Genomic DNA, 24662 nt, shown 5'->3' with positions numbered 1-24662 from the left:
CTTCTCGTCCCTGCTGTCCAAGGTGTCGCGCCAGTCAACATGTCCGCACGTCGATGCGCGGCACTGCCGGCCCTCACAACACCGTGAGGCTCACGCCACCGTCCGCCACGAGCGCTGCGCCGGTGACGAATGCCGCGGCCGGAGAGGCGAGGAACTGCACGGCATGGGCGATGTCCTCGGGCTCGCCGATACGGCCGAGCGGCGTCTTGCCGACCACGTGCTGCTGCGTGGCGTCGTTGTATTTGCCAGCCAGCCGCGTCTTGATGAGACCGGGCAGCACCGCATTCACTCGCACTTGAGACGGGCCGCACTCCAGCGCGAACGCCCGTGTCATGCCGAGCATGGCCGTCTTCAGCGTCGAGTACAGCGCCAGCCCGCGGTCGGGATTCAGCGCGGCGATCGATGCGATGTTGACGATGCTCCCGCCGCCGCGTGGCGCCATTAGCCGCGCGGCGAGTGCGGACAGATACCAATGCCCGCGCAGGTTCACTTCCACCGTCTTCGAAAAGATCCCGAGGTCGGTGTCTTCGATCGATCGCAACGGGCTCAGCACCGCGTTATTGACCAGCAAGTCGAGCCCGCCATGGCGCTCGGTCAGCTGCCGCCCCATGGCTTCGATGTCGTCCATGCGACCGATGTGGCAGGCCTGCGCTTCGGCGCTCAGGCCGTCATCGCGCAATGACGCCGCCACGCGTTCGCATTCGTCCGGCTTGCGGCTGCTGATGAGCACGTGCGCGCCCGCTTGGGCCAGCGTCCGGGCAATGGCCTCGCCGATGCCCATCGTCGAACCGGTGACGAGTGCGACGCGCCCATCGAGACGGAAAGGATCTATTTTTTCCATGGAGGCCTACCGATACTTTGCGAGTTCGAGCTTGCCAATCTGCTGGCGGTGCACTTCGTCCGGGCCATCCGCCAATCGCAGCAATCTCGCCGTGGCGTAGGCCGCAGCCAGGCCGACGTCGTTGTTGGTACCGCCGCCGCCGTAGGCCTGGATGGCCCAGTCGATTACCTTGCAGGCCATGTTCGGCGCGGCCACCTTGATCATGGCGATCTCGGCCTTTGCCACCTTGTTGCCGACGGTGTCCATACGATGGGCCGCGTTGAAAGTCAGCAGGCGCGCCTGATCGATCGCAATGCGCGACTCGGCGATGCGCTCGATAGTGACGCCCTGGTCGGCGATAAGCTTGCCGAATGCTTTGCGCGACAGCGTTCGCCGGCACATGATCTCCAGCATGCGCTCGGCCAGACCGATGAGCCGCATGCAGTGGTGGATGCGGCCCGGGCCCAGGCGGCCCTGCGCGATCTCGAAGCCACGCCCCTCGCCGAGCAGCAGGTGGTCCGCGGGCACGCGCACGTTGTCGAACTCGACCTCGGACGCACGGTCCGGCACGCCATAAAAGCCGAACACCGGCAGCGGCCGGATCACGCGCACCCCGGGCGCGTCCATCGGCACCAGGATCATCGACTGCTGCCGATGCCGGTCCGGATTGGCGGGATCGCTCTTGCCCATGAAGATCGCGATGCGGCAGCGCGGGTCGGTGGCATTGGTCGTGTACCACTTGCGGCCGTTTACCACGTAGGCATCGCCATCACGAACGATGGTCGATTCGATGTTCGTCGCGTCACTGGAGGCGACCTGTGGCTCAGTCATCGCGAAGCACGAGCGGATCTCGCCGTCCAGCAACGGTTGCAGCCATGCCTTCTGCTGTTGCGCGGTGCCGTAGCGCTCCAGCACTTCCATGTTGCCGGTGTCGGGCGCAGAGCAATTGAACACCTCGGGCGCGAGGTGCGAGCGGCCCATCACCTCGCACAGCGGCGCGTAGTCCAGATTGCTCAGTCCCGGGCCGTGCGGCGACGGCGGCAGGAACAGGTTCCACAGGCCGAGTTCCCGCGCCTTCGGCTTCAGCGCTTCGACCACCGGATAGACCTTCCAGGGACCCAGTTCCTCGGCCTCCTGGAAATAGCGCGCCTCGTTGGGATAGATGTGCTCGTCCATGAAGGCGAGCAGGCGTTCGCGCAAATCATTGCTGCGCGGCGAAAAGGTGAACATCAGTCAATCTCCAGCAGGGAAACGGCGGCTTCGGCGATCGGCCTGGCCAGCGCGCCGGTCTCGCGCGCTGTGGCATTCGATGCCGTCCCATCCATCGCCCGCCTGGCGATGCCGTGCAGAATTGCGGCCAGGCGGAACATCGCGAACACGAGGAAGTACTTCCATTGCAGCGGGTCGACGGGTTCGCGTCCGACCTGGCAGCAATACGCATCGAGGTATTCGCGTTCGCCGGGGATGCACAGGGCCGCCAGGTCGCGGCCCGCCATGCCGCGGAACTGCGCCTGTGTGAGGCGCCAGGTCAACATGTGATACGCGAAGTCGGCGAGCGGATGGCCGAGGGTCGAGAGTTCCCAGTCGAGCACAGCCAGAATGCGCGGCTCGTCGGGATGGAAGATCAGGTTGTCCATGCGCAGATCGCCATGCACGATTGCAGTTTCGTCCACGATGGGCGAGTGCGCCTTCAGCCAACCGATGAGGCAGTCCATCGCCTCGATGCGCTGGAATCCCGACTCCGTGTATTGCCGACCCAGCCGCGAGATCTGCCGCGACACGTAGCCTTCCGGCCGGCCGAAATCGGCCAGTCCGACGGACGCAGGATCCACGCGATGGAGGGCCGCCACCACGCGGCCGAAATCCTGCCAGGCCGCGCGGCGGTCGTCGCAGCTCAGCTCGGGCAGCGTCGGGTCCCAGAAGATGCGGCCCTCCACGCAGTCCATTACGTAGAAAGCAGCGCCGATGATCGACGGATCGTCGCAATAAACGCGTGCGCCCGGCACAGGAACCTCGGTTGCTTCGAGCGCCTTGATGATGCGGAACTCGCGGTCGATCGCATGCGCCGAAGGCAGCAGCGTGCCGCTGGGCTTGCGCCGAAGCACGTAGCGCCTGTCGCCGGCCGTGAGTCGGTAGGTGGGATTCGATTGCCCGCCCGACAGACGCAGCGCCTGAAGCGGGCCCAGGTCGGCGTCCAGTTTTCCAGTCAGCCAGTGCTGCAGGGCATTGAGGTCGAGGTCGTGGGTGGGTGTAAATGCGTTCGACATTGATCAGTTCTCTTCCCGCGTGTCGCCGGCCGAAACCGCGAGCGGCCACTTCATCCGCATCAATGCGGCCACCGCGGACAGCCGCGGCAGTTCCATGTCCCGGCCCCTTGCGATGAGATCGACAGCCAGCAGACCGCTCTCGATCTCCGGCGACCGTCCGGCCTCGACGTCCTGCAGCATCGAAGGCCGCACCGCCGTGCCGCGGAAGGCATCGAGCACGGCTCGCGGCTCCGCATCAACCGCCAGGCCGACGGCGCTGCCGAGGTCGAGGCACTCGTTCATCATCCCGAGCCACAAGGCTTCGCTGGAAGGCTCCGCCGCGAGCACGCCGAGGTCGGCTCCCGTCAAGGCGCTCAAGGGCCCCGCGCTGCAAAACAGCATCAGCTTGGCCCACAGCTCCGCGCGGATGTCGCTGCTGATGCGCGTTGCGTAGCTGGCCTTGGACAAGGCGTCGGCGAAACGCTGCGTCACGGCATCCACGCCACCGTCGGGCCGGCCCAGGATGACGCTGCGCCGATCGCCCGCTGGCGAGCGCACAATGCCTGGCGCCAGCACTTCGGCCGACGACAACACCACCGCGCCGACGAGCGCGTGCAGGGGAAGCTGCCGAGCCAGTTCGCCGCCTGGGTCCAGCATCTCCCGCACCGCCGCCGGCCAGGCGAACCCGCCGAACCGATCGAACCAGAATGGAATCCCGTTCATCGCCAGCACGAGCCGGCCGCCCGGCTTGAGCAGTCCCGGCAGCACGGAGGCGAGGGGCGACAGGTCGCGGCCCTTAACGGCGACGACGATCACATCCTGAGGTCCCAGGTCGCCGGCTTGCTCGCAGCACGGCAATGGCACACGCAACTCGCGCCCGCCTTCGTGCAGCACCAGCCCTTGTTCGCGGATGGCGCGCCCGTTGGCGCCGCGGGCCACTAGCGTCACCCGCTCACCCGACGACGCCAGGCGAGCCGCGAGGCTGCCGCCGATGGCGCCGCCTCCCAGCACGCCGACGTCGAGCGAGTTCAAGGACACGGTCAGCCCTTCACTCAAAGCGATAGGTGTTGCCAAAGGCGCTCATGTCGCGGTCCTTTTCACCACCACGCCGTCCAGCGCCATGCAGCCTTCGCCAAGTGCGCCCACGAGCACCGGGTTGAGGTCCAAGCTGACGACGTCCGGTTCGTCGACCATCAGGCGTCCGACTGATGCCACCAGCGTCACCAGTGCGTCCACGTCCATCGGCGGTTCGCCCCGCACGCCGGCCAGGATCGGGGCTACGCGCAGGCGCTGCACGGCGCGACGGATCTCGGCCTGCGTCGAACCGCCCATCAGCACCTGCACGTCCGGGAGGTGCTCCACGTACTTGCCACCGTCGCCCACTGTCAGCACAGGGCCGAAGGTCGGGTCGCGGTGGGCGCCGACAATGAATTCACGGCGCCCGCTCACCATGCGCGCAACCAGCACGCCATCGAGCCGGATACTCTGCTTCTCGGCGGCCGCCGTCACCTCATCCCAGGCGGCCCGCGCGGCAGCGTCGCCTTGCACGTTCAGACACACCAGACCCACATCGGACTTGTGCGTCACTGCATTCGTACAGCCCTTGACCGCGACGCGCCCTCCGAATTCCACGGCCGCGGCAGCCACTTGGTCCGCACTGACGCACAGGCGGTGTGGCACCACCGGCACACCGTGCTTGCCGGCCAGCGCCAGGGCATCGGCCTCGTTCAGCACCAGCTCCGTGCCGCCGCCCGGCATCTTTTCCACAAGGACGGCCGGTGACAGCGCGCGGGCCTCGCAAGCGTTCTCCAGCGCCTCGTGCAGGCCGACAAACTGGTCCAGAGCAGCCACCGCCTGGCTTTCCAGCGTGAACACCGGCAGGCCAGCCTGCTTGAAACGCTCCGCGACCTTGGGCTGCGGCACGGCCATCACTACCGGCTTGCCGGTCGATTTGACGAACGCTGCCGCGTCGCGAGCAAAGGCCTCAAGGTCGTAGCCGCGGCCCGACACCGGCACGGAGATCAGGAAGATGTCGGCACCCGGATCCTTCGCGATGATCGGCAGGATGTCGCCGAAGAGCCGGCTGTTGCTCAACAGCGCGGCAGTGATGTCCACAGGGTTCACCGTGCTGGCGAAGCTCGGCAGGACCTTGCCCAGCGCCGCGCGGGTCTCCGGCGTAAGCTCGTTGATCGGTAGGCCAACGCCAGTAGCCGCATCTGCCGTCAGCACACAGGCAGTGCCCGAGTTGCTGATCACCACCAAGCGCCGTCCTTCCGGGCGCCAGCCTTGCAGGTACAGCTCTGCGGCCTTAGCGAGGTCGCCCAAGTCATTCACGCGCTTGAGGCCGTGGTACTCGAGGAAGGCATCGACGACGCGGTCCTCGGTGGCCAGCGAACCGGTGTGCGACATCGACGCGCGTTGGCCCGCCGCCGTGCGTCCCGATTTCACGACCAGCACCGGCAGACGGCGCTCGCGCGCGATGGCGCCGACGGCCGCGAGGTGGTTGGCGTCGGGAATGCCCTCCATGTAGAGCAACAGCAGCTTGATCTGCGGGTCGCGCGCGGCGGCGATGGCCAGTTCGCTCACCGTGACGTCGCACTGGTTGCCGATGGCGTTGGCGTAGCGTACGCCCACGCCCTGTCCGCGCAGCAGCCCGAACGGTACGGCGAAACTGCCACCGCTCTGCGTGACGATGGCCACCGGCCCGTCGACGGGATCGGTCTCGACAAACATCGTCGAGAAGTTGCCGATGGCGCCATTGGCGAAGTTGGCGATGCCCTGCGAGTTGGGGCCGATCAGCCGTAGCCCGCTGCGACGCGCGATCTCCACCATCCGGCGTTCCTGAGCGCGGCCCGCATCGTCGGTCTCGCCGAAGCCGGCGCTCAGGATCACCGCAACGCGGCTGCCATGGCGGCCACACTGCTCCACGGCCTGAACTGCCTGGTCGCCCGGCACGGCGATGACCACCAGTTCGGCGACCTCGGGCAAGGCATCGAAAGCTGGGTAGGCCTTGACGCCCTGCACCTCGGCGCGCGTCGGGTTGATTGGGTAGATGCCGCCGCGAAAGCCGAAACGCTGCAAGAACTGCAGCACGCGGCCGCCGAGCTTGTCGGCGTTGTCGGAGGCGCCGACGATGGCGATGGAGCGCGGATCGAAGGCGGCGCGCAGATCGTCGCCGAGCGCGTCCGGGACGGTTGAGTCGCGAGCAGGGGTCATGGGGTCACCTTGGTGGGAGAGTCCAGGGGTTGGACGAGCGGAATCAGGCGCTCGCCGATCGGGAAGTAGCTGATGCGTACGGCGTCGCCGACGGCCAGGTCCACCGAGCCGTGAGTCATCACGCGTGGGCCCTCGTCGAGGTCGACCAGCACGATCACGTAGGGTGCTCGGGCCTTCCATTCGGGCGTCGCCGCCCGCAACACTTGGGTCACCGCATGCACGCGCCCCAAGCCGCTGGCAGAGACTGTGTCCATCGGCTTGCTGCCGCAGCGCGGGCAGAAACCTCGACGGAAGTATTCGACGTGACCGCATGCGCGGCAGCATTCGAGCAACAGAGCCGGCACGCCGTCATGCCAGTCGTGCTGTGCCGAGATTTCGTCATTCATTGCGGCCGCTCCATGATCATGCTGATGTGCGAGGACATGATTCCGCCGTCGCCATGCAGCATGGCGATCGCGGGCTCGCTGGGGATCTGCCGAGGACCGGCGCGGCGGGTCATCTGAAGGTGGGTTTCGGCCAGGTGAGCCAGCGCACCCGCGACCCCGCAATGTCCGTAGCTCAGTAGGCCGCCGTGGGTGTTCAATGGCAGCGTGCCGTTAGGCGCGAAATAACCGGCCGCGGCGGCTCGGCCCGATTGGCCACGTTCAGCCAGACCGAGTTCCTCGAGCAGGATCGCCAGCGTGATGGTGAAGCTGTCGTAGAGGGCCGCGTAGCCGACGTCGACGTGCGCCACGCCGGCCTGCGCCATCGCACGCTGCATTGCCGGCGCTGCGCCGAACTGCGTCAGCGTCGGAGCCGCCGTCACATGCTGGTGCGTGTGCGCCTGCGAGGCGCCGATGATGCGCAGCGAATGCGGCGATACCGCTTCGCGGCTGACGATGAACGCCGCCGCGCCGTCGGATATCGGGCAGCAGTCCATCAGCTTCAGCGGCGTCGCGATCGGCGTCGAGCGAAGCACGTCGTCGACGGTGATCGCGTCGCGCAGATGGGCGCCCGGGTTGTCGATGGCGTTGCGACGCATCTGCACCGCGAGTTGCGCGAGGTCGCCTTCCGTCAGGCCGAACTCATGCATGTAGCGCGATGCAACGAGCGCGTAGTAGGCCGGCACCGTCGGACCCAGCGGCACCTCGTAGCGAGCATGGCCGGCCTGCGCCAGCGTCTGCATGGTGGCGTCGCGCGTCTGGCCGGTCAGGCGGTTTTCACCGGCCACCACCAGTACGTGGTCGGCCGCGCCCCCCTGTACGACGAGGTGCGCGAGCATCACCATCGCGAACCCGGTGGCACCACCCACCTGCACTGCATGTGCATACCGTGGTTGCACGCCGAGGTGCTCTGCAAAAAGCGTCGACAACATAATGTGCGGCATGGTGGTGGCGTAGCCGCACACCAGCCCGTCGACATCGCGCCGCTGCAGGCCGGAATCGGCCAGCGCTGCGGTCGCGGCCTCGGTCATCAGGTCCAGGCTGGACCGGTTTTCGTGGCGCCCGAACGAAGTCAGGCCCACACCCGTCACGAACGACATGGCTCTCCTCGCTCGGCGCGCAAGCGCCGCGTGGTGGGGTTCAATGAATAGATTGGGATCGGAAAGCGAGGCGCGTTCAGCCGTCGCGCGGCGGCAGCCAGCGCAGCTCCTGATAGCGCTGGATCCAGCGGCGCAACATGTCCTCGGTGTCCATGCAGTCGGTGAAGCCGGCCTTGCGGATCTTGATCGTGCTCACCAGCGAGGGCGGCTGCGGGCCGGTCTTGCCGGTGTTGAGCTGAAAATCGGCGTAGGCGAAGCCCTGGCCGACGAACTCGCGGAACCTCGGCGGCGCCTGCAGGCCATGCTGTCCCACGATCTTGGCCCACTGCGCTTCCAGCGGCGGCATCGTCTCGGCCAGGTGCTGCTGCTGCGGCTCGCCCACCGCCATGCCAAACGCATCGGCAATCACCGGCCAGACGTTCTGCCAGACGAACTCGTCGCCGTTGGCGAGGTTGAAGATCTCGTTGCGCGCCTCGATTGATCGCGCAGCCCAGACGCAGGCGCGGCCGATCAGGTCGGCGTCCACCGCCTGGTACACCCGCGGCGGACCGCCCGGGTAGCACAGTGGCAGGCCACGCGCCTTCTGCAGCGCTGCATAGACGCCGATCGCGGGCAGCGGGTTCATGTTGCTGCCCAGCCCGTCGCCGAACACCAGGCGCGGCCGCAGCACCGTCCAGTGCCAGCCGGAATGCGGTTGGCGCTCGCGCAGGTAGTCTTCTTGCAGCCAGTAGAAGTTGTCGTGCGGATGCCGGGGCCAGCGCTCGCGCGCCGGCACCGCGAGGTTCGGATCCAGGTGGATGCCGTATGCTTTGCCACCCTGCATCAAGGTCACGTGCCGCAGCCCGCGCGCATTCGCCTGCAGTGGTTCCAGCACGTTGCGCAGCATCCCAAGGTTGAGCTGCATCTGGTCCCGGTCGACCCATCCGGCGACCAGACCAGGCTTTTCATTGACTGCCGCATACACCAGATGGGTCGCGTCCTTCATCGCACCGAAGACACTTGCACAGGCATCGCGGTCGGTAAGGTCCACGGACACGTGGCGCGCATGGAGCGGCACGTTCACCGGGAGGCGGCGAGAGACGCCGACCGCGTCCCAGCCGGGCGTTTCTGCGAACGCGCGCAGCACCGCTTGCCCCACGATGCCTGAGGCGCCGACGACGACAGCTTGGTCACGCATGGACATCGGAAATCTCCCTCATCGATGTCGTCTGCGCGGCGGTAGAGCAATGCGCGGCGCGGTCTGTTCCATCTCTGCCATGCAGCGCGCTTTCGATGCGCGACGCTTCGTCAATCAGCAGCTCGGCCAGCATCACCTCGCGCTTCACCAACCGCTCGACGAGCGCCGAGGCACCGATGGCCGCTACGGGCCGTCCCTGCATGTCGAGGATGGGCACGGACAGACCGCCCGTGCCTTCCGTCACCACACTGGCGGAAAGCGAGTAGCCCCGCTCTCGCGACAGCTGTACCTCGCGACGGATGCGCTCCGGGCCCACGCGCGGAAAACGGGCCGCCAAAACGACGCGATTGCGCGCGATCATTTGCTCAACCTCTTCGTCCGGAAGCCACGCGATCAGTGCCATGCCGGCGCTGCCGACGCCGAGCGGCAGCCTACGCCCGACCTGCAAGTAGTTCACGCGCCAGGGGTTGCTGCCCTCCTCGCGATCGATGCACACGCTGTGGCTACCACAAGGGACCGACAGGCAGGTGGTGTCGCCGGTCACCTCGGCCACACGCATCAGGCTCGTATGCGCACTGGCCGGCAGGCTCACCCGCCTCGACACGGACGCGTGCATCGCAAACGCGCCGTTGCCGAGCGCATAGGTCTTGTCCACCGGATAGCGCTGCACGAATCCCTCCTCGCCCAACGCGTCGAGCAGGCGCAGGGCCGTGGCCTTGTTCAGCCCTGTGTTGGCGACAATGTTGGACAGGCGATGCGGGCCCGGACCCGACAGTTCGGCCAGCACACGGCAGGCCTTCTGCACGGCGCCGAGGGTCTCGCCAGACGAAGTGGAGGGCTTCATCGCGGGCCCTTTACACAGTGGCGACGGGCGTCGCCGGAGAGCCGACCGCGCCCGGCAGCCGCAACGGCGGCGCGGTGAGCAGGAAGCGCGAGCGCCCGTGCTGCCGCAGCCAACGCGCCAGCGGCGTGAAGTGCCAAAGCTCGCCAAGGTGCACGCCGATCTTGAACAGGCAGAGCTCGTGCAGTGGCGCCATCGCGCAGCAGCCGAAACCCGCGGCCGCGGGCAACCCTTCGACCGCATAGTTGTCCGCGGCGATCACTGCCACCTGGCTGTCGCTCACCCATTGCAGCAGGCGCTCGTCGCGCCCATCGAGGACGGCGCAGCTGTGCTCCAGGCGCTCGGGATCAGGCGTGCGATTCATGCCCAGCACCATCTCGGCAAAGCCGGTGTGCAGGCACAGCATGTCACCGGGCTCCACCTGGACCCGGTCCGTATCGAGGATGCGCATGAAGGCGTCGTAGCCGATGTAGGTGTGCGCGTCGCCGACATGTGCGTGCAGATCCACCATGACGCCACGGCCCTGCACGCAGCTAGTGGCCATGTTCTCGATGCCGAGTGCGCGAGCTTCCGAGGTAGCCTTGTACGGGACCAGACCCACAGCGCCGGCATCCGAGGGGTCGCTCGGACCCACCACGTCGATGCCGGGACGGTAACCGTTGTAGTAGCGTGGCTCGGGCACGCCGTCACCGTCCGCATCGAACAGCTGGCCCACGTGACAGAGCGCGTCCCACTGCGTGGAGTACTGCGTATGCAGGATCACAGCGTCGTCGTTCATCACGTCCGTGAGGTACGGGTTGTCGTCGGCCATCCGGTAATTCAGGTTCGGACGACCATTGCGTAGCGTCGGGCGCAGCACTGGCGGGTGACGACGGGGATTGAGCAGGTTGCCGCCCGGATAGTCCAACGGCAAGCTGAGGCAGAACGTCAGGCCCTCGTGCACTTCGGCAACCGCGCGCTTCACGCGCTCTGGTGTCAGTAGGTTGAGGCGGCCGCGTTGGTCGTCGGGGCCAAAGTCGCCCCAGTTCGATCCCTCCGGGCGATGCTTCCAACGGGGGTTGGCGGCGGCGTTTTCTCGGTGTTGGGTCATTCCAGTCTCCTTCACGCGTGTTCGGCCGGAGCGTCCTGCCGGCCCAGGTAGACATGGCGCAGTGCCTCGCTGGCGCGGATCTCTGCCGCCTGGCCCGAGGCCGCGATGCGGCCGGTCTCGATGAGGTAGCCGTAGTCTGCAAAGCGCAGGGCGGTCTCGACCATCTGTTCCACCAGCAGGATCGCCATGCCGTCGCGGCAGAGGTCGGCGACCGCGCTGAGGATGCGTTCGATCACCATCGGCGCGAGACCGGCGGACGGCTCGTCCAGCACCAGCAGGCGCGGCTCTGCGATCACCCCGGCGCCAACTGCCAGGATCTGCTGCTGGCCACCGGACAGCCTCGAAGCCGGCTGGTTGCGACGCTCTGCCAGTTCGGGAAACAGCGCGTAGATACGCTCCAGCAGCCGACGGTCGCCGCGCTTGGGTCCGGCCCACGTGCCGATCATGAGGTTCTCCTCCACCGTCAGCGCGTGGAACACGCGGTGACCTTCCAGCACGTGGACCAGACCCGCCTGCACGATGGCCTGCGCACTTGCCTGCGTGAGGTCCTCGCCGCGGAAGCGCACGCTGCCGCCCCGCTTTGGGATGAGCCCAGACATCGCCTGCATGGTGCTGCTCTTGCCTGCGCCATTGCGGCCCAGGATTACGACGAACTCGCCTCCGCGCACGTTGAAGCTCACGCCGTGCACCACCTCGGCCTTGCCGTAGGCCACGACCAGGTCCCTAACCTGCAGGATGACCTCGCCCTGACGCTGCGTGCCACCCGTGATGTTCATGTCGTTCATCTCCTTATGCTCCCAGGTAGACCCGGATCACTTCCGGGTGGCAACGCACTGCCTGAGGCGTGCCGCAGGTGATGAAACGGCCGAAGTCGATTGCGGTCACCCGGTCGCACAGCCGAAACACGAAATCGGTGTGGTGTTCCACCAGCATTACGCCGATACCGGCAGCTTTCATGGCCTGGAGCACCTCGCCCAGGCTTTCGATCTCGTTATTGCTCAGCCCGCCCGCCGGCTCGTCCAGCAGCACGAAACGGGGTCGCGAAGCTAGAGCTCGGGCGATCTCGACGAAACGCTGTTCGCCGTGCTCCAGCGCATCAGCGCGCTCATCGGCGGCATGCGCCATGCCCACGCCGGCTAGCAACTCGCGCGCTCGAATGGACAGCGAGCTTTCGCGGCGGCGCGCACTTGGCGTTGCGAACATCGTGGGGAGCATGGCGGCGGCGGCGTCGCGCCAGGCCCCCAGCAGCACGTTGTCGAGCACTGAAAGCGTCGGCAGGATGCGCGGCTTCTGAAACGTTCGCGCGACGCCAGCCTGCACACGTCGCTGCACGCTCAAGGCGGAGACGTCAGTGCCGCCGACACGGATGCGTCCGGCGTCGATCGGATAGTAGCCAGTCAGCACGTTGAGCACGGTGGTCTTGCCGCTGCCGTTGGGCCCGATCAGGCCGTGGATCTCGCCCGGGCGCAGTTCGAGCGACAGCTCCGACAGCGCCTTGACCGCGCCGAACTGCTTGCTTACGCCCTCCGCGTGCAGGTACTCCGTGACCGCAGGGGCACGAACGCGGGTCGCGATGGGCAGCGCGCTCATGGACGGGCCTCGCCATCATTGCCGTTGTGCATGTCCAGCAGTGCGCGCGACAGGCGTGCCCGGTCCGGCGCCACCGGCGGCGCCTGGCGCCGGCCACGATGGCGCTCGGTCCAGCGCGCCATCAACGCACCGAAGCCGCGCGGCACCAGCAGCACTGCCACCAGCAGCAGCAGCCCATAGAGCAGATTGCCCATCTTGGCCAGCGGCGCGGCCACCTCGGGCAGCAGCGTCAGCATCACAGTGCCAAAGAAAGGTCCGACGATGCTTCCATTGCCGCCGATGACGATGCAGATGAAGAAGAACATGCCGAGCTCGAACATGAAGGCCTCGGGCGTGATGTAGCCCTGCAGCGATGCAAACAGCCCACCGGCCACGCCTGCGGTGACGCCGCTGAACGTGAAGGCCGCAAGCTTGAGCCGGAACACCGGTATGCCGACTGCGGCGGCCGCTACCTCGCTGTCGCGCAGCGCGACCAACCCTTTGCCCCACAGGCGCCGGGTCACATTCCAGCTCAGCCAGGTCACGAGCAGGGCGCACAGCGCCACCAGGGTGAAAAAGCCGCCGGGCGTATCGAACGGAGCATTGAACATCGGTGCGGTCATGCCTGCACCGCCGCCGGTAAGCGTGTTCTGGGCCACCAGCAGCTCGGTAACGATCATCGAGAAAGCCAACGTCGCCATTGCGAAGTAAAAGCCGGGCAGACGCAATGACGGCAGTCCGAGTGCGAGGCCGCAAAGCCCGCCGAGCGCGCCGCCAAGCGCCAGGCCCCAAAGCGGATCTAGCCCAGCGCGAGCGGTGAGGATGCATAGCGTGTACGCGCCTAGCGCCAGGAGGCCAACATGGCCGACGGAGAGCTGCCCCGCGTAGCCGACGACCAGATTCAGGCCGGCGATGAGAACCCAGTAGATACCGATCAGCGTCAGCACGTGTAGCTGGTATTCGTTGCCGACCACGAACGGCAGTGCCAGTGCCAGCAGCGGCAGGACGCGGAGCAGCGTGCGGGAAGGCCGGGCCTTGCGCATTGCCGCCGGTGACGGCGCGAGTGGCGGTTTCGAGAGAGCCTGAAAAGTCATACGTGCCTCACGCTCGAAGTGCCGAACAGGCCGGCAGGCTTGACCAGTAACACCAGCAGCAACAAGCCGACCGAGACGGACTGCTGATACTGGGCGCCGAAGAAGTAGGTGCTTAAAGCTCCGAGCAGGCCGAGCAGCAGGCCGCCGACGAGCGCCCCGAGATTGCTGCCGAGCCCACCCGCGGCTAGCGCGATGAAGCCCGACAAGGTGAGCCACATGCCGAGCGCGAAGAAGGCATACGTGAGCTGCCCCGCAACGAAGCCGGCCAGTGCGCCCAGCATCCCCGCCAGCGCATACGACAGCCCGCGCACACGCTCGACCGGGATGCCGCGCGCCCTCGCTGCGAACGGATCCTCGGACACCGCGGTGAAGACACGGCCCAGCACCGTGCCGCGATAGAAGGCGGCCAGCCCGAATGCCGCGAGCCCGGCGAGTGCAATGGGCAGCCAGTACTTCTGGTCCCACAAGCCCGCGCCGTAGTCTTGCTCGAACAGGCGCGGAAACTTCTTGGGCTCCGTGCCCCACCACAGCGCCATCAGGTGCTGCACGACGGTACCGAGCGCCAGCGTAGACAACACCCACAGGTGCTCGCTGCCGGACGCCAGCACGCGGCGGATCGCCACCGCTTCGGTGAAAAGGCCAAAGGCGGCGCCACCGACGAGTACGATCGGCAGCGCGACCCAGGCCGGCAGTCCGAATCCGCCGATGAGCCAAGCACCGAAGACGCCGCCCAGCATCGCCAGGTGACCGGTGGTCAGTGAGACCACCCGCGACGTCGAATACATGATGTTGAAGACCATGGCGACGACGGCATAGAGCGCGCCGGTTGCCAGGCCGGTCAGGAGTGTATTCAGCATGACGGCCGCCTCACTTCGGCGCCAAGCGGAAGCTGCCATCCTTGAAGGTGTTCGCGATGTCGATCGCGATGTTCTCGTCGGGGAAACCGTCGCGTTTGTCGGGGCCGTAGGTCAGCGTAGACAGCACAGCCTTGAAGCCCGTCGTGGTCTCCAGCGCCTTCTGGATCGCGGCCGGATCGGTGCTGCCCGCCTTGCGAATCCCGTGCTCGGCGACCTTCACCGCGTCGTAGCCCAGGCTCACCCACCAGAACAGGATGTCGATGCTGCCGCCACCCATCGTCGGTCGCATCCGGTCGACCAGAGCCTGGGTGCGCTCCGGCAGCTTGCCGGCCGCGTCGTAGGACGTCGCCAGGTAGCCGGCGCCGTAGACGTTCTCCCAGTAGGCCGGCTTGTTGAGCAACTGCTTCAGCGGCAGCGCCATCAGCGAAGGATGCCCGACGATAGGTGCGTCCCAGGCCGCATCGCCGCGCGCGTTGATCAGGCGAGCTAGCACGCCGGTGGCGGCCGACCACGCCATGATCACGTCCGCGTTCGCCGCGCGCGCCTTGGCAATCTCGTCGGAAAGGTCGGTCTTGTTGGGGTCGACCATCGTTGTGAAGACGGGTGTCAAACCGCGCTTCTTCAAGTCCTCGGTAGCGGTGCGCACGCTCACCGTACCGTAGCCGGTGGTGTCGCCGATCAGCGCGATCTTGCTGCGCTTCATCGTCTTGAGCACGTAGTCGTCGGCGACGGTCACCCACTGTCCGGTGGTATTGATGACGCGGAAGGCGCGCGGGTACTTCCTGGCGTCGGTCAGTTCCTCGACTGCGCCGATGACGATGTTCGGCGTGCCCTTGCGCGCTACCAGCGGCACTGTGGCCAGCGACTCGCCGGAGTTCACCGGACCAATGACGATGTCGACCTTGTCGGCATGAACAAGTTGCTGTGCGAAGGTCGCCGCCTTGTTTGGATCGCCGGCCGTGTCACGCGTCAGCAACTCCAGCTTGCGACCATTGATGCCGCCAGCGGCATTGATCTCGTCGACCGCGAGCCGTACGCCGCTGTCGATGCCGAGAGCGGCCGTCGACAGCGGCCCGGTAAGCGAAGCCATCCAGCCGACGCGGATCGGAGGCTTGGCCTCCTGTGCGGGCACGGCCGCGGCCGTGCACAGAGAAAGCAAAAGGGTCGCAATGCGCGTGGAAATATGCATGTTGTCTCCTGTGTGCGTTCCGCGCGGCAATCGCGCGTGCATCGGTTTTTTCGATGGGCCCTCTGCGTGGCCAGCGTGTAATTTCCGACTTGAATCGATGGTATGTAGCGGTTGTTGAATGCGCATCGGACGGCGGCCCAGTTGGCGCAATTCAAGGTTCGCTGAATGAACCGCCGCTATACGTCCTCGCTTGCCAAATGGCGCAGCTGATCCTTCTGGATCTTTCCGTTGGCGTTGCGTGGGAGCGGCTCGTCCTGAACGACGATCCGATCGGGCACCTTGTAGTCGGCCATGTTGTCTTTGCAGAAGCGCTTCAAGGCCGCATCGTCCAGCGCAGGGTCGGAGCGCCGGACGAAGGCCACCACGCGTTCTGTGAGCACCGGATCGGGCCGGCCCACAACGGCCGCCTCCACCACGCCGGGCGCCGAGCACAGAGCGTTCTCCACCTCTGCCGGATAGACCTTGAAGCCGCCGCGATTGATCATGTCCTTCTTGCGGTCGAAGATGCGGACGAACCCTTCGGCGTCGATGGCGCCGATATCGCCGGACTTCCAATAGCCATCGATGAAACTGGACGCAGTGGCCTGCGGGTTGTTCCAGTAGCCCGGCACCACCATCGGTCCGCCTATCCATAACTCACCGGTCTCGCCGGGAGCCACTTCATGCCCCTGTTCGTTCATCACGCGGATGTCTCCGCACGGCACGACGCGACCGATGCTGTCGGTGTGCGAGATCCCTTCACCAAGCGGCATGATGGTGGCAGGTGATGTGGTCTCGGTGGCGCCGTAGGCGTTGCACAAGTCGAGTCCCGGCAATAGCTCGGCCACTCGCGTGATGGTCGATTCAGGCATCGGCGCACTGCCATATACGCCGAGCCGCCAGCGCGCCAGATCAAAGCGCGGCATCTCTGGCTCCAGCAGGCAAAGCGCGTACATCGCGGGCACCAGCAGCGCGTGCGTGATCTGCTCTCGCTCGGCCATCTCAAGGAAAGCGCGGGCGCGGAACTCCCGCATCAACACGATGCACGCACCGACCATCAGCATCGGGAACACCACCCCGCACAGGCCCGCCACGTGCGACGCCGGAATGGCCAGCAGCGACACCTCCTGGGCTTTCAAGCCGTGCAGTTGCTTCCAATGAAGCGCGGAATGAATCGCGCCAAGGTGAGTCAGCACGGCCCCCTTCGGCCGGCCCGTGGTGCCCGAGGTGTAGAGAATGCCGAACGGGTCGTCCTCGCCAGCTCGGGCTTCGAAGGCGAAGTCCAGCGCCTGATCCTTGCTCATGAACTTCTCGAAGGCGATCGAGCCCGTCGCATCGCCCGCCACGCTCACCCGCAGCTTCAGGTTCGACAGTTCCGCACGGTCCGGCAACTCGGGCGCGAGCGACGCTTCGTGCACGATTGCGCAGGCGCCCGCGTCGCTGCAGATGTGGTGGATCTCCGGGCTGCGCAGACGCGTGCCTGCGGGCACAACCAGCGCACCGACGCGTACGCATGCAAGCACGGTGACGACGAACTCGAGACGGTTGGCGAGCAGGACTACAACGCGGTCTCCCGAGCTCACGCCATGGGCGTGAAAGGCACATGCCAAACGCAACACTCGCTCATCGAGTTCCTGATAGCTGACGCGAAGCATGCCGTCGACCAACGCGGTAGCCTGAGGCGATCGCTCAACACTGGCACGGAACATCTGGTCCAGGTCGGGCTCGCGTTGGCTGTAGACCTTCAGTTGGCGCTGCCAATGCGTCTCTGTAGTGATGGGATTCATTTCGTTTTCGGTTGAATCAGCGCGCCGGGCGTCGGCGCTGGGTGGCTTTGAGGTGTTCCCGGATCTGCCCCGTGGACAGCGTCCGCATCACGTCGAGCGCCTTAATGGCGGCCGCTGTGTCGCGGCGCCTGCAGGCCTCAAACAGCTTGCGATTGCGAGCACGCCATGCGGGCACCTGTGTAGCGAAGAAGTCCCGCTCGATCAGGTAGCGTCCCACGTTGTGTCGGCACTCATCGACGATGCGAACACAGCGCGACCGGCCTGCCGCGACAAGGATCAGGCTGTGAAACGACACGCTTAGCGCATACCACTCCGAAGGACGCGCCTCGCGCTCCATCTCGTCGATTAGGGCTGCCATGCGAGCGAGTTCGGCTACGCCAAGAAGTGGCACGGCCTTCTCTACACACAGGGCTTCGAGTGACCAGATGATTCCGTAGAGCTCGTCCAGCTCGTCCAGCGACAACTGAGCCACGACCGCGCCGCGGTATGGCGCGAGATCCACCAAGCCCTCCGCGGCCAACTGCTTCAAGCTGTCGCGGATGGGAACGCGACTGACCCCAAAGCGCTGGGCCAGATCTTCCTGTCCCAGCGGCTGCCCGGGCATCAGTTCGCCCCGCGTGATAGCGAGGCGTAGGCGATGAGTGACGCTCGCGCCGAGCGTGCGCGCATCCGCGTCGATCTGGACGCTATCAAAGCCCGTGTGGCGCATGGCAGGGTCGGAGACCATGGCCTTGAGGTCAAAAAGCCAGCTTCGCCCCGCGGAAGCGGCTCTTCGCGCGCACCACGCGCCCTGTTGACGACAATGTCACGAAGATCTCGTCGAGCTCGGCCCCCCCGAAGCACAGGTTGGTGGCGAAGCGCTCTGGCATCGGAATCTGTTCGATCAGTTGGCCGTCGGCGCTCACAACAGAGATGCCACTCGGAACGGTGCCGACGTGGATGTTGCCCTCGGCGTCCACCGCCATCGAGTCGAACAACTGAAACCCACCCAGGCCGTACACGAGCTGGCCCATGCCGCCCAGGATATTGCGCTGCCGACGAGCCACCCGCCCAGGTGCTTCCAGGCTCCAGCTCCAAAGGCGGCCAGTGACAGTTTCCGCGACGTAGAGCGTCTGCTCGTTAGGCGAGAGCGCGATGCCGTTCGGCATCTCGACCGGGAATACCGCCTCGGTGATCAATGATCCGTCGGTCTGCGCGTAGTAGACGGCTCCGCGGTCTCGGTGGCGTCCGTGCGTGTGTCCGTGGTCAGTGAACCAGAAGCCGCCCGTGCGATCGAACACGATGTCGTTGGGGCCGTTCAGGCGCTGCTCGCCACAATGGGTGTACAGCACGTCGACTTCGCCGGTGACCAGGTCGACTGCCTGGATCGAGCCACCCGAATAATCCTTGGCAGTGCCAGCCGGAAGCAGCACGCCGTCCCGTTCGCGCCATTCAAAGCCGCCGTTGTTGCAGACGTAGCAACGCCCGTCTGGACCAATCGCGGCGCCGTTTGGTCCGCCACCCAAGTGGGCTACGACGGTCTTGCCGCCAGACGGGTCGATGCGCGTGAGGTTCCCTGCTGCGATCTCCACGACCAGCAGACTGCCGTCAGCAAGTGCGATAGGTCCCTCGGGGAAGCGAAGTCCCACGGCGAATTCCTGCATGTCTCAGCTCCGGGCTCGCCCGAGCATTCGACGAATGCATCACAGGCCACCGTGTATATGGTGGCCAATGCTAAGTCGATTGTATCCAATCGACATTCGGGTTTGCCCCTGTTTTTGGGCTGCTTCGGCGCTGCTTAGGGTGCGAGCTCCCAGCCGCGAGATCAGGAAACGCGTTGGGTCTTGCGTGGTGTGCTCGCCGGATCGCCTTCCTTCTGCAACGATTCGACCAGGTGGGACCTGATCTGCTTGGTGGACAGCCGGCGCATCACGTCGAGCGCATTTACGGCCTTGTCGGCGTCGCGCGCCTGGCATGCACGGAACAGCACGCGATTGCGCTTGTTCCACTCGGACACATGAGCCTGGAAGAAGCTCGCATCGCTGAGATAGCGACCGATGTTTTGGCGGCATTCATCGATCATGTGCAGGCAGCGCGGCATATCGGCCGCCACTACGATCACGCGATGGAATCGGACGCTCTCGTAGTACCACTCCAGCGGATCGTCGATCACCTGTAGCTTCGCGTCCATTGCGGCCATCTGGGCGATGTCAGCATCGGTAAGCTTTCCGACACCAATCCTCACCGCCATCATCTCCAGCGCCCAGAGGATGTCGTAGAGCTCGTCAAGCTCCTTCAATGACAGCTTGGCCACCACCGCCCCCTTGTGCGGTTCGAGTTCGACCAGGCCTTCCGTCGCCAACTGCTTCAGGCACTCGCGAATCGGCACACGGCTCACGTTGAAGAGATTGGCCAGGAATTCCTGTCCCAGGCTCTGGCCCGGCGCCAGCTTGCCGCTAATGATGGCGTTGCGGATTGCATTGGTGATGTTGCCGCCTAGCGTCCGCTCATGCTTGCCGATCTGTATCGAATCGAAAGAAACCTCGGCGGTCTCCTGCGTTTCGACAAGCGAAGTGCTGATGACGAAGCTGCCAGTGCGCGGGGAATTCGAGGTGCTCATACGGCTTGCATGGGTTGTGTGACCGACAAGTCCGATATGTTAGATGAGCTTCGGCTAGGGAAAACCCAGTTCCGCAAGATTGCCGATTGGATACAGTTGCCAATAAATAAGTCCATAGCTAGACTACGAAGGAGACAAGATGCCCAGTCGCTTTTCCCGCGTTGCGCTCATCGCCGGCGCCGCCTTCATCTTTTCGAGCGCCATGGCCGAGCCCGGCGTCGAGGACGCCCGGATCGTCATCAGCGGTTCCAATGCGATGAGCGGCTCGGTCGCCGCGGTGTGCGCGCCAGCCACGTATGGTGCGATGGCCTGGTTCAACAAGGTCAACGCCGCCGGCGGCGTCCATGGCCGCAAGATCGAATACAACATCCTCGACGATGCCTACCTGCCGCAACGTGCGATCGCCAACGCGCGTCGCATGGTTCAGCAGGACAACGTTTTCGCGATCTTTGGCGGCTGCGCCACGGCCACGCAGTCGGCGATCCTCTCCTTCCTTGGAGGCTATCCGGATGTGCCCTACCTGTTTCCGTGGGCGGCCATGCCGGAGCTCACTGAGCCGGTGAAGAAGAGCGTCTATGCGCTGATGCCGAGTTGGAGCGCACAGATCAACGGCATGCTGCCGTACACCATCCAGAACGCCAACCCGAAGCCGAAGACGGCGGCCATCCTGATGATCAACGTGCCTGGCGCCGAGGCAATGAGAAAGGCTGCGCGCGCGATCTTTGCCGCCCAGGGCATCAAGGTGGTGTATGACGAACTGTTCGAGGTCAACGTGCCGGACCACACGCCTTACATCCTGCAGATGAAAGCGCAGAACCCGGATCTCGCTGTCCTGGGGGACTCAGCTGCTGGCGCGGCCAAGATGTTCCTCACGATGAAACGACAGAATTGGCACCCACGGGTCGGATTGGGCGTCGCAACCCTGTCGGCTGAACAGTTCCTGGATCCGGTCAACACCTACGCCGACGACTGGCTCACCACCGTCGGCATCGTGGCGCCGCCTACCGCGCCCTCGGCCACCGAGTGCAGCGCTGCCGTCAAGCAGTCCTACCCCGAGCTCAAGCCAAGCCACTTCACCATGTTTGGCTGTCTCGCCGCCCAGGTCTTCGTAGAAGGCCTGAATCGCGCGGGTCGCAACCTCACGCGTGCAGGACTGGTCTCCGCGCTCAACAACATGCAGGAGTTCGACCCCAAGATCAGCGGTCCTGTGAGCTTCACCGCAACCGACCACACCGGAGCGCATACGGTGGTTCCCATCGGTGTCAAGGACGGCAAGTTCGTCGTCCTTGGCCCTGCCCTCAAGGCGAAGGAATGAGTGTCCCGGGATGAACTCCGATCTGATCTATTCCACGACGATGGCCGGCGTCGTCACGGGCTCTTACTACGCTCTGCTTGGCATCTCACTGGCCCTGATCTATAGGACAACTTCCGTTGCCAACTTCGCTCAAGGGCATCTGGGCACGCTGGGCGTCTTCCTGCTGTTCATGTATGTCTCGAAGTTGAACTTCGGCGCCTGGGGCGGCGTGCTCGTGGCCGTGTTACTGGCTTCGATCATCAGCGGCGCCATCTACATAGCGCTGCTGCGGCCCAAGCCGGACACCGACCACATGGGGATGACGATCAAGACCTTGGGTTTGTTCATGCTCGTGCATGCCGTCCTGCTCTACGCCTGGGGCGAGAACGAGCCGTATGTGATGACGGGCATCTTCTCGAACGGCTCAGTGTCTGTTGGCGGCTTTTTCATCTCATATGAGCAGATGGGAACGCTGGCCATCGCCGCGGTGCTGGCCATCACGTTCCTGCTGCTGATGCGCTACACCCGCACTGGCCTGGCCATGCGTTCAGTGGCGCTGAACTCCGAGGTTGCGACGCTGCTCGGCGTAAACGTCGACAAGGTCGGCGCGTTGGTATGGATGATCTCAGGGGGCATTGGCGCTCTGGTGGCCATGCTGATCGCTCCTGTTTCTTTTCTCGGCACCAACCTGATGGAGCCGTACATCCTTAAAGCTTTCACGGCGGCCATTCTCGGCGGCCTCACGAGCTTTCCGGGTGTCATCGCGGGCGGACTGATCCTCGGCGTGCTGGAGAGCTATGCAGCCACGTGGATTTCCATCTCCCTACGTGAGCCCTTCACGTTTGCCGTGCTGCTCCTAGTCCTTGTATTCCGCCCGAACGGACTATTCGGCAAAGTGCATCTGGAGCGCGTATGAAGGCCACCCTACGCGCCCCAGGCGTGCTCATGTTCGCCGCGATCGCTCTCCTATGCCTGCTCGGCCCGCTGCTAGGCGACTACCCGCGCTACGTGGTGACGCTGTGGTTGATCTACAGCATGGCAACGCTGGGCATGAACTACGTCATGGGCTTTGGCAAGCTCTACGCGCTCGGGCATGGCGGGTTCATGCTGGTAGGTGCTTACGTGGTAGCTGCAGGAATCAACCATTGGCATTGGCATCCGGCTGTCGCGCTAGCGGTCTCGGCGGTGCTCGCCGCGGCAGTCGGGATCCTGATCGGCCTGCCCGCGATCCGATTGAAGTTGCTGTCACTGGCCATCGTCACGTTCGCATTTGCGTCGATGTTGTTCCAGGTAGTCAAAAGCGTCGACTTCCTTGGCGGCCCTCAGGGCTTGTACATCGATGCTTCCGCTCTGCCGCCGCAGGGCAGCTTGACGCTCTGGTACGTCGTAGTCGTGCTCACTGTGCTGGCTCTGGCCATGTCGCACAGCCTGATCAACTCGCGATCCGGGCGCGCACTGCTGATCATCGCCGTCAATGAGCACGTGGCGCGCAGCTTTGGTGTCAACGTCACCTATCACAAGCTCGCCGCCTTTGCGTTTGCTGCCGTTCTGGGCGCCGTCGCGGGTGGGCTGCTCGGCATGGTCACAGGTTACGTCGCACCCGACACGTTCAACACCGACCTCTCGATCACGATCTTTGCTGCGGTAATGATTGGTGGTCGCGGCAAGTTGCTGGGGCCCTTTCTCGGTGCAGCTTTTATCGTGGCACTGCCTGAGCTGACGCAACAGGCTCGCAACCTCTCCCAATTCATCTACGCGATAGCGTTCCTACTGATCGTGTCCTTTTTTCCTGACGGGCTACTCGGCATGGTGACGGCAGCGTGGCGCAAAGTCGCAAGGCCCACGGGAACTTCGGCGTCATTTAAGAAGCTGGAGGAATCGCAATCATGAGTGAAGCGCTGCTCTCCCTCTCGGACGTGTGCCTGCGCTTCGGTGGACTTCTCGCGCTCGACCGGGTCAACCTGCAGGTGAAGGAAGGGACGATCCACGGTCTCATCGGGCCGAATGGCGCCGGCAAGACGACCTTGCTCAACGTCATCTGCCGCATCGTGACGCCGCAATCTGGGCGCTTGCAGTTCGACGGGCGCGACCTGTTGAGCCTCGATACAGAGCGACTCTCGCAGGCCGGCATCGGGCGCACTTTTCAGAACCTAGCGCTGGTCGACACCGCAACTGTGCGTACCAACGTTCTCGTCGGGCTGCACCAGAAACTGCGCATGACCATGTTCGACGAATTGGTGAACTGGCCGCGCCGCAACCGGCTCGCCCGTGAGGCCGCTCAGATGGCAGACGAGGTCTTGGCGCGCTTCCGACTTGAGCGGCACTCGCAGACGCAAGTGGGCCGCCTGAGTTACGGCCAGCGCAAGATGGTCGAGCTGGCACGTGCATGGATATCTACTCCCCGCCTGCTGCTGCTCGACGAACCGACGGCAGGCCTAAACACCAAGGAAATCGCCGAGCTGCAAGCCACTTTGCTGGAACTGCGTGCACGCCACGGCCTCACGATTTTGGTGATCACGCATCACATCGAGTTCCTCGTAGGCATGGCGGACCAAGTGACGGTGCTCGATCTCGGTCACCCGATCATGCACGCGCCGCCGGAGCAGGTACGCGACGATCCACGCGTGATTGCGGCGTACATCGGAGCCGAAGAATGACAGCGCTTCTCGAACTTGATGCGGTGAACGTCGCCCGCGGCGAGATGGATACATTGCGCGATATCTCCCTGCACGTGAACGCAGGCGAACTGGTGGCGGTGCTCGGTGCAAATGGCGCCGGCAAGACCACGCTGCTGCGCACCCTATCGGGACTGCTTCGACCAAAGTCGGGGCAGATCCGCTTCAGCGGCGAGCCCATCGGCGGCTTGGCGCCACACCGCATCGCACGCGCCGGCCTGCAACAGGTCCCAGAAGGGCGCGGCATCATTTCAGAGATGACCGTGGCTGAAAACTTGTCGCTCGGCGCCTACATGCGCGGTGCGCAGCGGGTGAAGGACACGCTAGGTAGGGTCTTCAGCCTCTTCCCGGTGCTCGAGCGTCGTCGCATGCAGCAAGCCGGCATGCTTTCGGGCGGCGAGCAGCAGATGCTCGCCATTGGCCGCAGCCTGCTAGGCCTGCCCAAGCTGCTGATGATCGACGAACTGTCGCTCGGCCTAGCTCCGAAGACGGCACTCGAATTGATGCGAGTGCTTGCCAAGCTGCGCGACGAAGGGTCGACCGTGCTGATCGTTGAGCAGAACGCGCAACAAGCCCTCAAGTTCGCTGACCGTGTCTACGTCCTAGCCAATGGTCGACTCGTACTGACAGGCACTCCGGCGCAATTGACTGCCGATCCGAAACTCTTCTCGGCCTATCTGGGTCGCGACTGACTGTTACACAAATCT

Annotated in this window: 24 protein-coding genes; 5 read left to right on the top strand and 19 right to left on the bottom strand. The window is 65.1% G+C overall.

Annotated features, from left to right (window positions below):
* Positions 1-73: 73 nt before the first annotated feature.
* The 19 genes from SNE35_RS26430 to SNE35_RS26340 form a co-directional block, all read right to left on the bottom strand.
* Positions 74-841, bottom strand: a complete 768-nt coding sequence (locus SNE35_RS26430; protein WP_320426031.1) for a glucose 1-dehydrogenase — start codon at positions 839-841, stop codon at positions 74-76.
* Positions 842-847: 6 nt separating this feature from the next.
* On the bottom strand, positions 848-2050 hold the full coding sequence (locus tag SNE35_RS26425) for an acyl-CoA dehydrogenase family protein (protein WP_431312794.1): 1203 nt from the start codon (positions 2048-2050) through the stop codon (positions 848-850).
* A complete protein-coding gene (locus tag SNE35_RS26420) occupies positions 2050-3087 on the bottom strand; it encodes a phosphotransferase family protein (RefSeq protein WP_320426030.1) in 1038 nt (345 codons plus the stop codon). Before SNE35_RS26420 ends, SNE35_RS26425 begins: the two co-directional genes overlap by 1 nt.
* Positions 3088-3090: 3 nt before the next feature.
* A complete protein-coding gene (locus SNE35_RS26415) occupies positions 3091-4098 on the bottom strand; it encodes a ketopantoate reductase family protein (RefSeq protein ID WP_320426029.1) in 1008 nt (335 codons plus the stop codon).
* Between the two features lie 48 nt (positions 4099-4146).
* Positions 4147-6282: an acetate--CoA ligase family protein gene (locus SNE35_RS26410; RefSeq protein WP_320426028.1), complete on the bottom strand. Its 2136-nt coding sequence runs from the start codon at positions 6280-6282 to the stop codon at positions 4147-4149.
* Complete coding sequence (locus SNE35_RS26405; RefSeq protein ID WP_320426027.1) at positions 6279-6668, bottom strand: Zn-ribbon domain-containing OB-fold protein; 390 nt, start codon at positions 6666-6668, stop codon at positions 6279-6281. Before SNE35_RS26405 ends, SNE35_RS26410 begins: the two co-directional genes overlap by 4 nt.
* On the bottom strand, positions 6665-7804 hold the full coding sequence (locus SNE35_RS26400; protein WP_320426026.1) for a thiolase family protein: 1140 nt from the start codon (positions 7802-7804) through the stop codon (positions 6665-6667). The genes SNE35_RS26405 and SNE35_RS26400 overlap by 4 nt, the downstream gene beginning before the upstream one ends.
* Before the next feature lie 76 nt (positions 7805-7880).
* The gene (locus SNE35_RS26395; RefSeq protein ID WP_320426025.1) at positions 7881-8987 is read right to left on the bottom strand and encodes an SDR family oxidoreductase; all 1107 of its coding nucleotides are present in this window, start codon (positions 8985-8987) and stop codon (positions 7881-7883) included.
* Positions 8974-9825 (bottom strand): IclR family transcriptional regulator, encoded by an 852-nt coding sequence (locus SNE35_RS26390; RefSeq protein WP_320426024.1) that lies wholly within the window; start codon positions 9823-9825, stop codon positions 8974-8976. The genes SNE35_RS26395 and SNE35_RS26390 overlap by 14 nt, the downstream gene beginning before the upstream one ends.
* 10 nt (positions 9826-9835) lie before the next feature.
* Positions 9836-10912 (bottom strand): cyclase family protein, encoded by a 1077-nt coding sequence (locus SNE35_RS26385; RefSeq protein ID WP_320426023.1) that lies wholly within the window; start codon positions 10910-10912, stop codon positions 9836-9838.
* Positions 10913-10923: 11 nt separating this feature from the next.
* On the bottom strand, positions 10924-11697 hold the full coding sequence (locus SNE35_RS26380) for an ABC transporter ATP-binding protein (protein ID WP_320426022.1): 774 nt from the start codon (positions 11695-11697) through the stop codon (positions 10924-10926).
* Positions 11698-11701: 4 nt separating this feature from the next.
* On the bottom strand, positions 11702-12502 hold the full coding sequence (locus SNE35_RS26375; RefSeq protein ID WP_320426021.1) for an ABC transporter ATP-binding protein: 801 nt from the start codon (positions 12500-12502) through the stop codon (positions 11702-11704).
* Positions 12499-13524: a branched-chain amino acid ABC transporter permease gene (locus tag SNE35_RS26370; protein ID WP_320426020.1), complete on the bottom strand. Its 1026-nt coding sequence runs from the start codon at positions 13522-13524 to the stop codon at positions 12499-12501. The genes SNE35_RS26375 and SNE35_RS26370 overlap by 4 nt, the downstream gene beginning before the upstream one ends.
* A gap of 47 nt (positions 13525-13571) precedes the next feature.
* Positions 13572-14432, bottom strand: a complete 861-nt coding sequence (locus SNE35_RS26365; RefSeq protein WP_320426019.1) for a branched-chain amino acid ABC transporter permease — start codon at positions 14430-14432, stop codon at positions 13572-13574.
* A gap of 10 nt (positions 14433-14442) precedes the next feature.
* The gene (locus SNE35_RS26360; RefSeq protein ID WP_320426018.1) at positions 14443-15747 is read right to left on the bottom strand and encodes an ABC transporter substrate-binding protein; all 1305 of its coding nucleotides are present in this window, start codon (positions 15745-15747) and stop codon (positions 14443-14445) included.
* Positions 15748-15797: 50 nt separating this feature from the next.
* Positions 15798-17387 carry a class I adenylate-forming enzyme family protein gene (locus tag SNE35_RS26355; protein WP_320426017.1) on the bottom strand — a complete coding sequence of 530 codons (1590 nt, stop codon included), beginning with the start codon at positions 17385-17387 and terminating at the stop codon, positions 15798-15800.
* Positions 17388-17403: 16 nt separating this feature from the next.
* On the bottom strand, positions 17404-18114 hold the full coding sequence (locus SNE35_RS26350; protein ID WP_320426016.1) for a GntR family transcriptional regulator: 711 nt from the start codon (positions 18112-18114) through the stop codon (positions 17404-17406).
* A 10-nt stretch (positions 18115-18124) separates the two neighbouring features.
* Positions 18125-19030, bottom strand: coding sequence for an SMP-30/gluconolactonase/LRE family protein (locus SNE35_RS26345; RefSeq protein WP_320426015.1), 906 nt, complete (start codon positions 19028-19030; stop codon positions 18125-18127).
* 161 nt (positions 19031-19191) lie between these two features.
* Entirely contained in the window at positions 19192-19986 is a 795-nt protein-coding gene (locus tag SNE35_RS26340) for a GntR family transcriptional regulator (protein WP_320426014.1), read from the bottom strand.
* Between the two features lie 139 nt (positions 19987-20125).
* On the opposite strand from SNE35_RS26340, the gene SNE35_RS26335 reads away from it, so the two are divergent.
* From SNE35_RS26335 to SNE35_RS26315, 5 genes are read left to right on the top strand one after another with little or no spacing between them, the layout of a single operon-like run.
* Entirely contained in the window at positions 20126-21301 is a 1176-nt protein-coding gene (locus tag SNE35_RS26335) for an ABC transporter substrate-binding protein (RefSeq protein ID WP_320426013.1), read from the top strand.
* Between the two features lie 10 nt (positions 21302-21311).
* Positions 21312-22196 (top strand): branched-chain amino acid ABC transporter permease, encoded by an 885-nt coding sequence (locus SNE35_RS26330; RefSeq protein WP_320426012.1) that lies wholly within the window; start codon positions 21312-21314, stop codon positions 22194-22196.
* A 29-nt stretch (positions 22197-22225) separates the two neighbouring features.
* Entirely contained in the window at positions 22226-23170 is a 945-nt protein-coding gene (locus SNE35_RS26325) for a branched-chain amino acid ABC transporter permease (RefSeq protein WP_320426011.1), read from the top strand.
* On the top strand, positions 23167-23937 hold the full coding sequence (locus tag SNE35_RS26320; protein ID WP_320426010.1) for an ABC transporter ATP-binding protein: 771 nt from the start codon (positions 23167-23169) through the stop codon (positions 23935-23937). The genes SNE35_RS26325 and SNE35_RS26320 overlap by 4 nt, the downstream gene beginning before the upstream one ends.
* Positions 23934-24647: an ABC transporter ATP-binding protein gene (locus SNE35_RS26315; RefSeq protein WP_320426009.1), complete on the top strand. Its 714-nt coding sequence runs from the start codon at positions 23934-23936 to the stop codon at positions 24645-24647. Before SNE35_RS26320 ends, SNE35_RS26315 begins: the two co-directional genes overlap by 4 nt.
* The last annotated feature ends 15 nt before the right edge of the window (positions 24648-24662 follow it).

Source organism: Roseateles agri, assembly GCF_034043675.1.
Taxonomy (GTDB): Bacteria; Pseudomonadota; Gammaproteobacteria; order Burkholderiales; family Burkholderiaceae_C; genus KK5.
The sequence above is the reverse complement of the archived record's forward strand: the minus strand, read 5'-3'. Positions and strand labels throughout refer to the sequence as shown.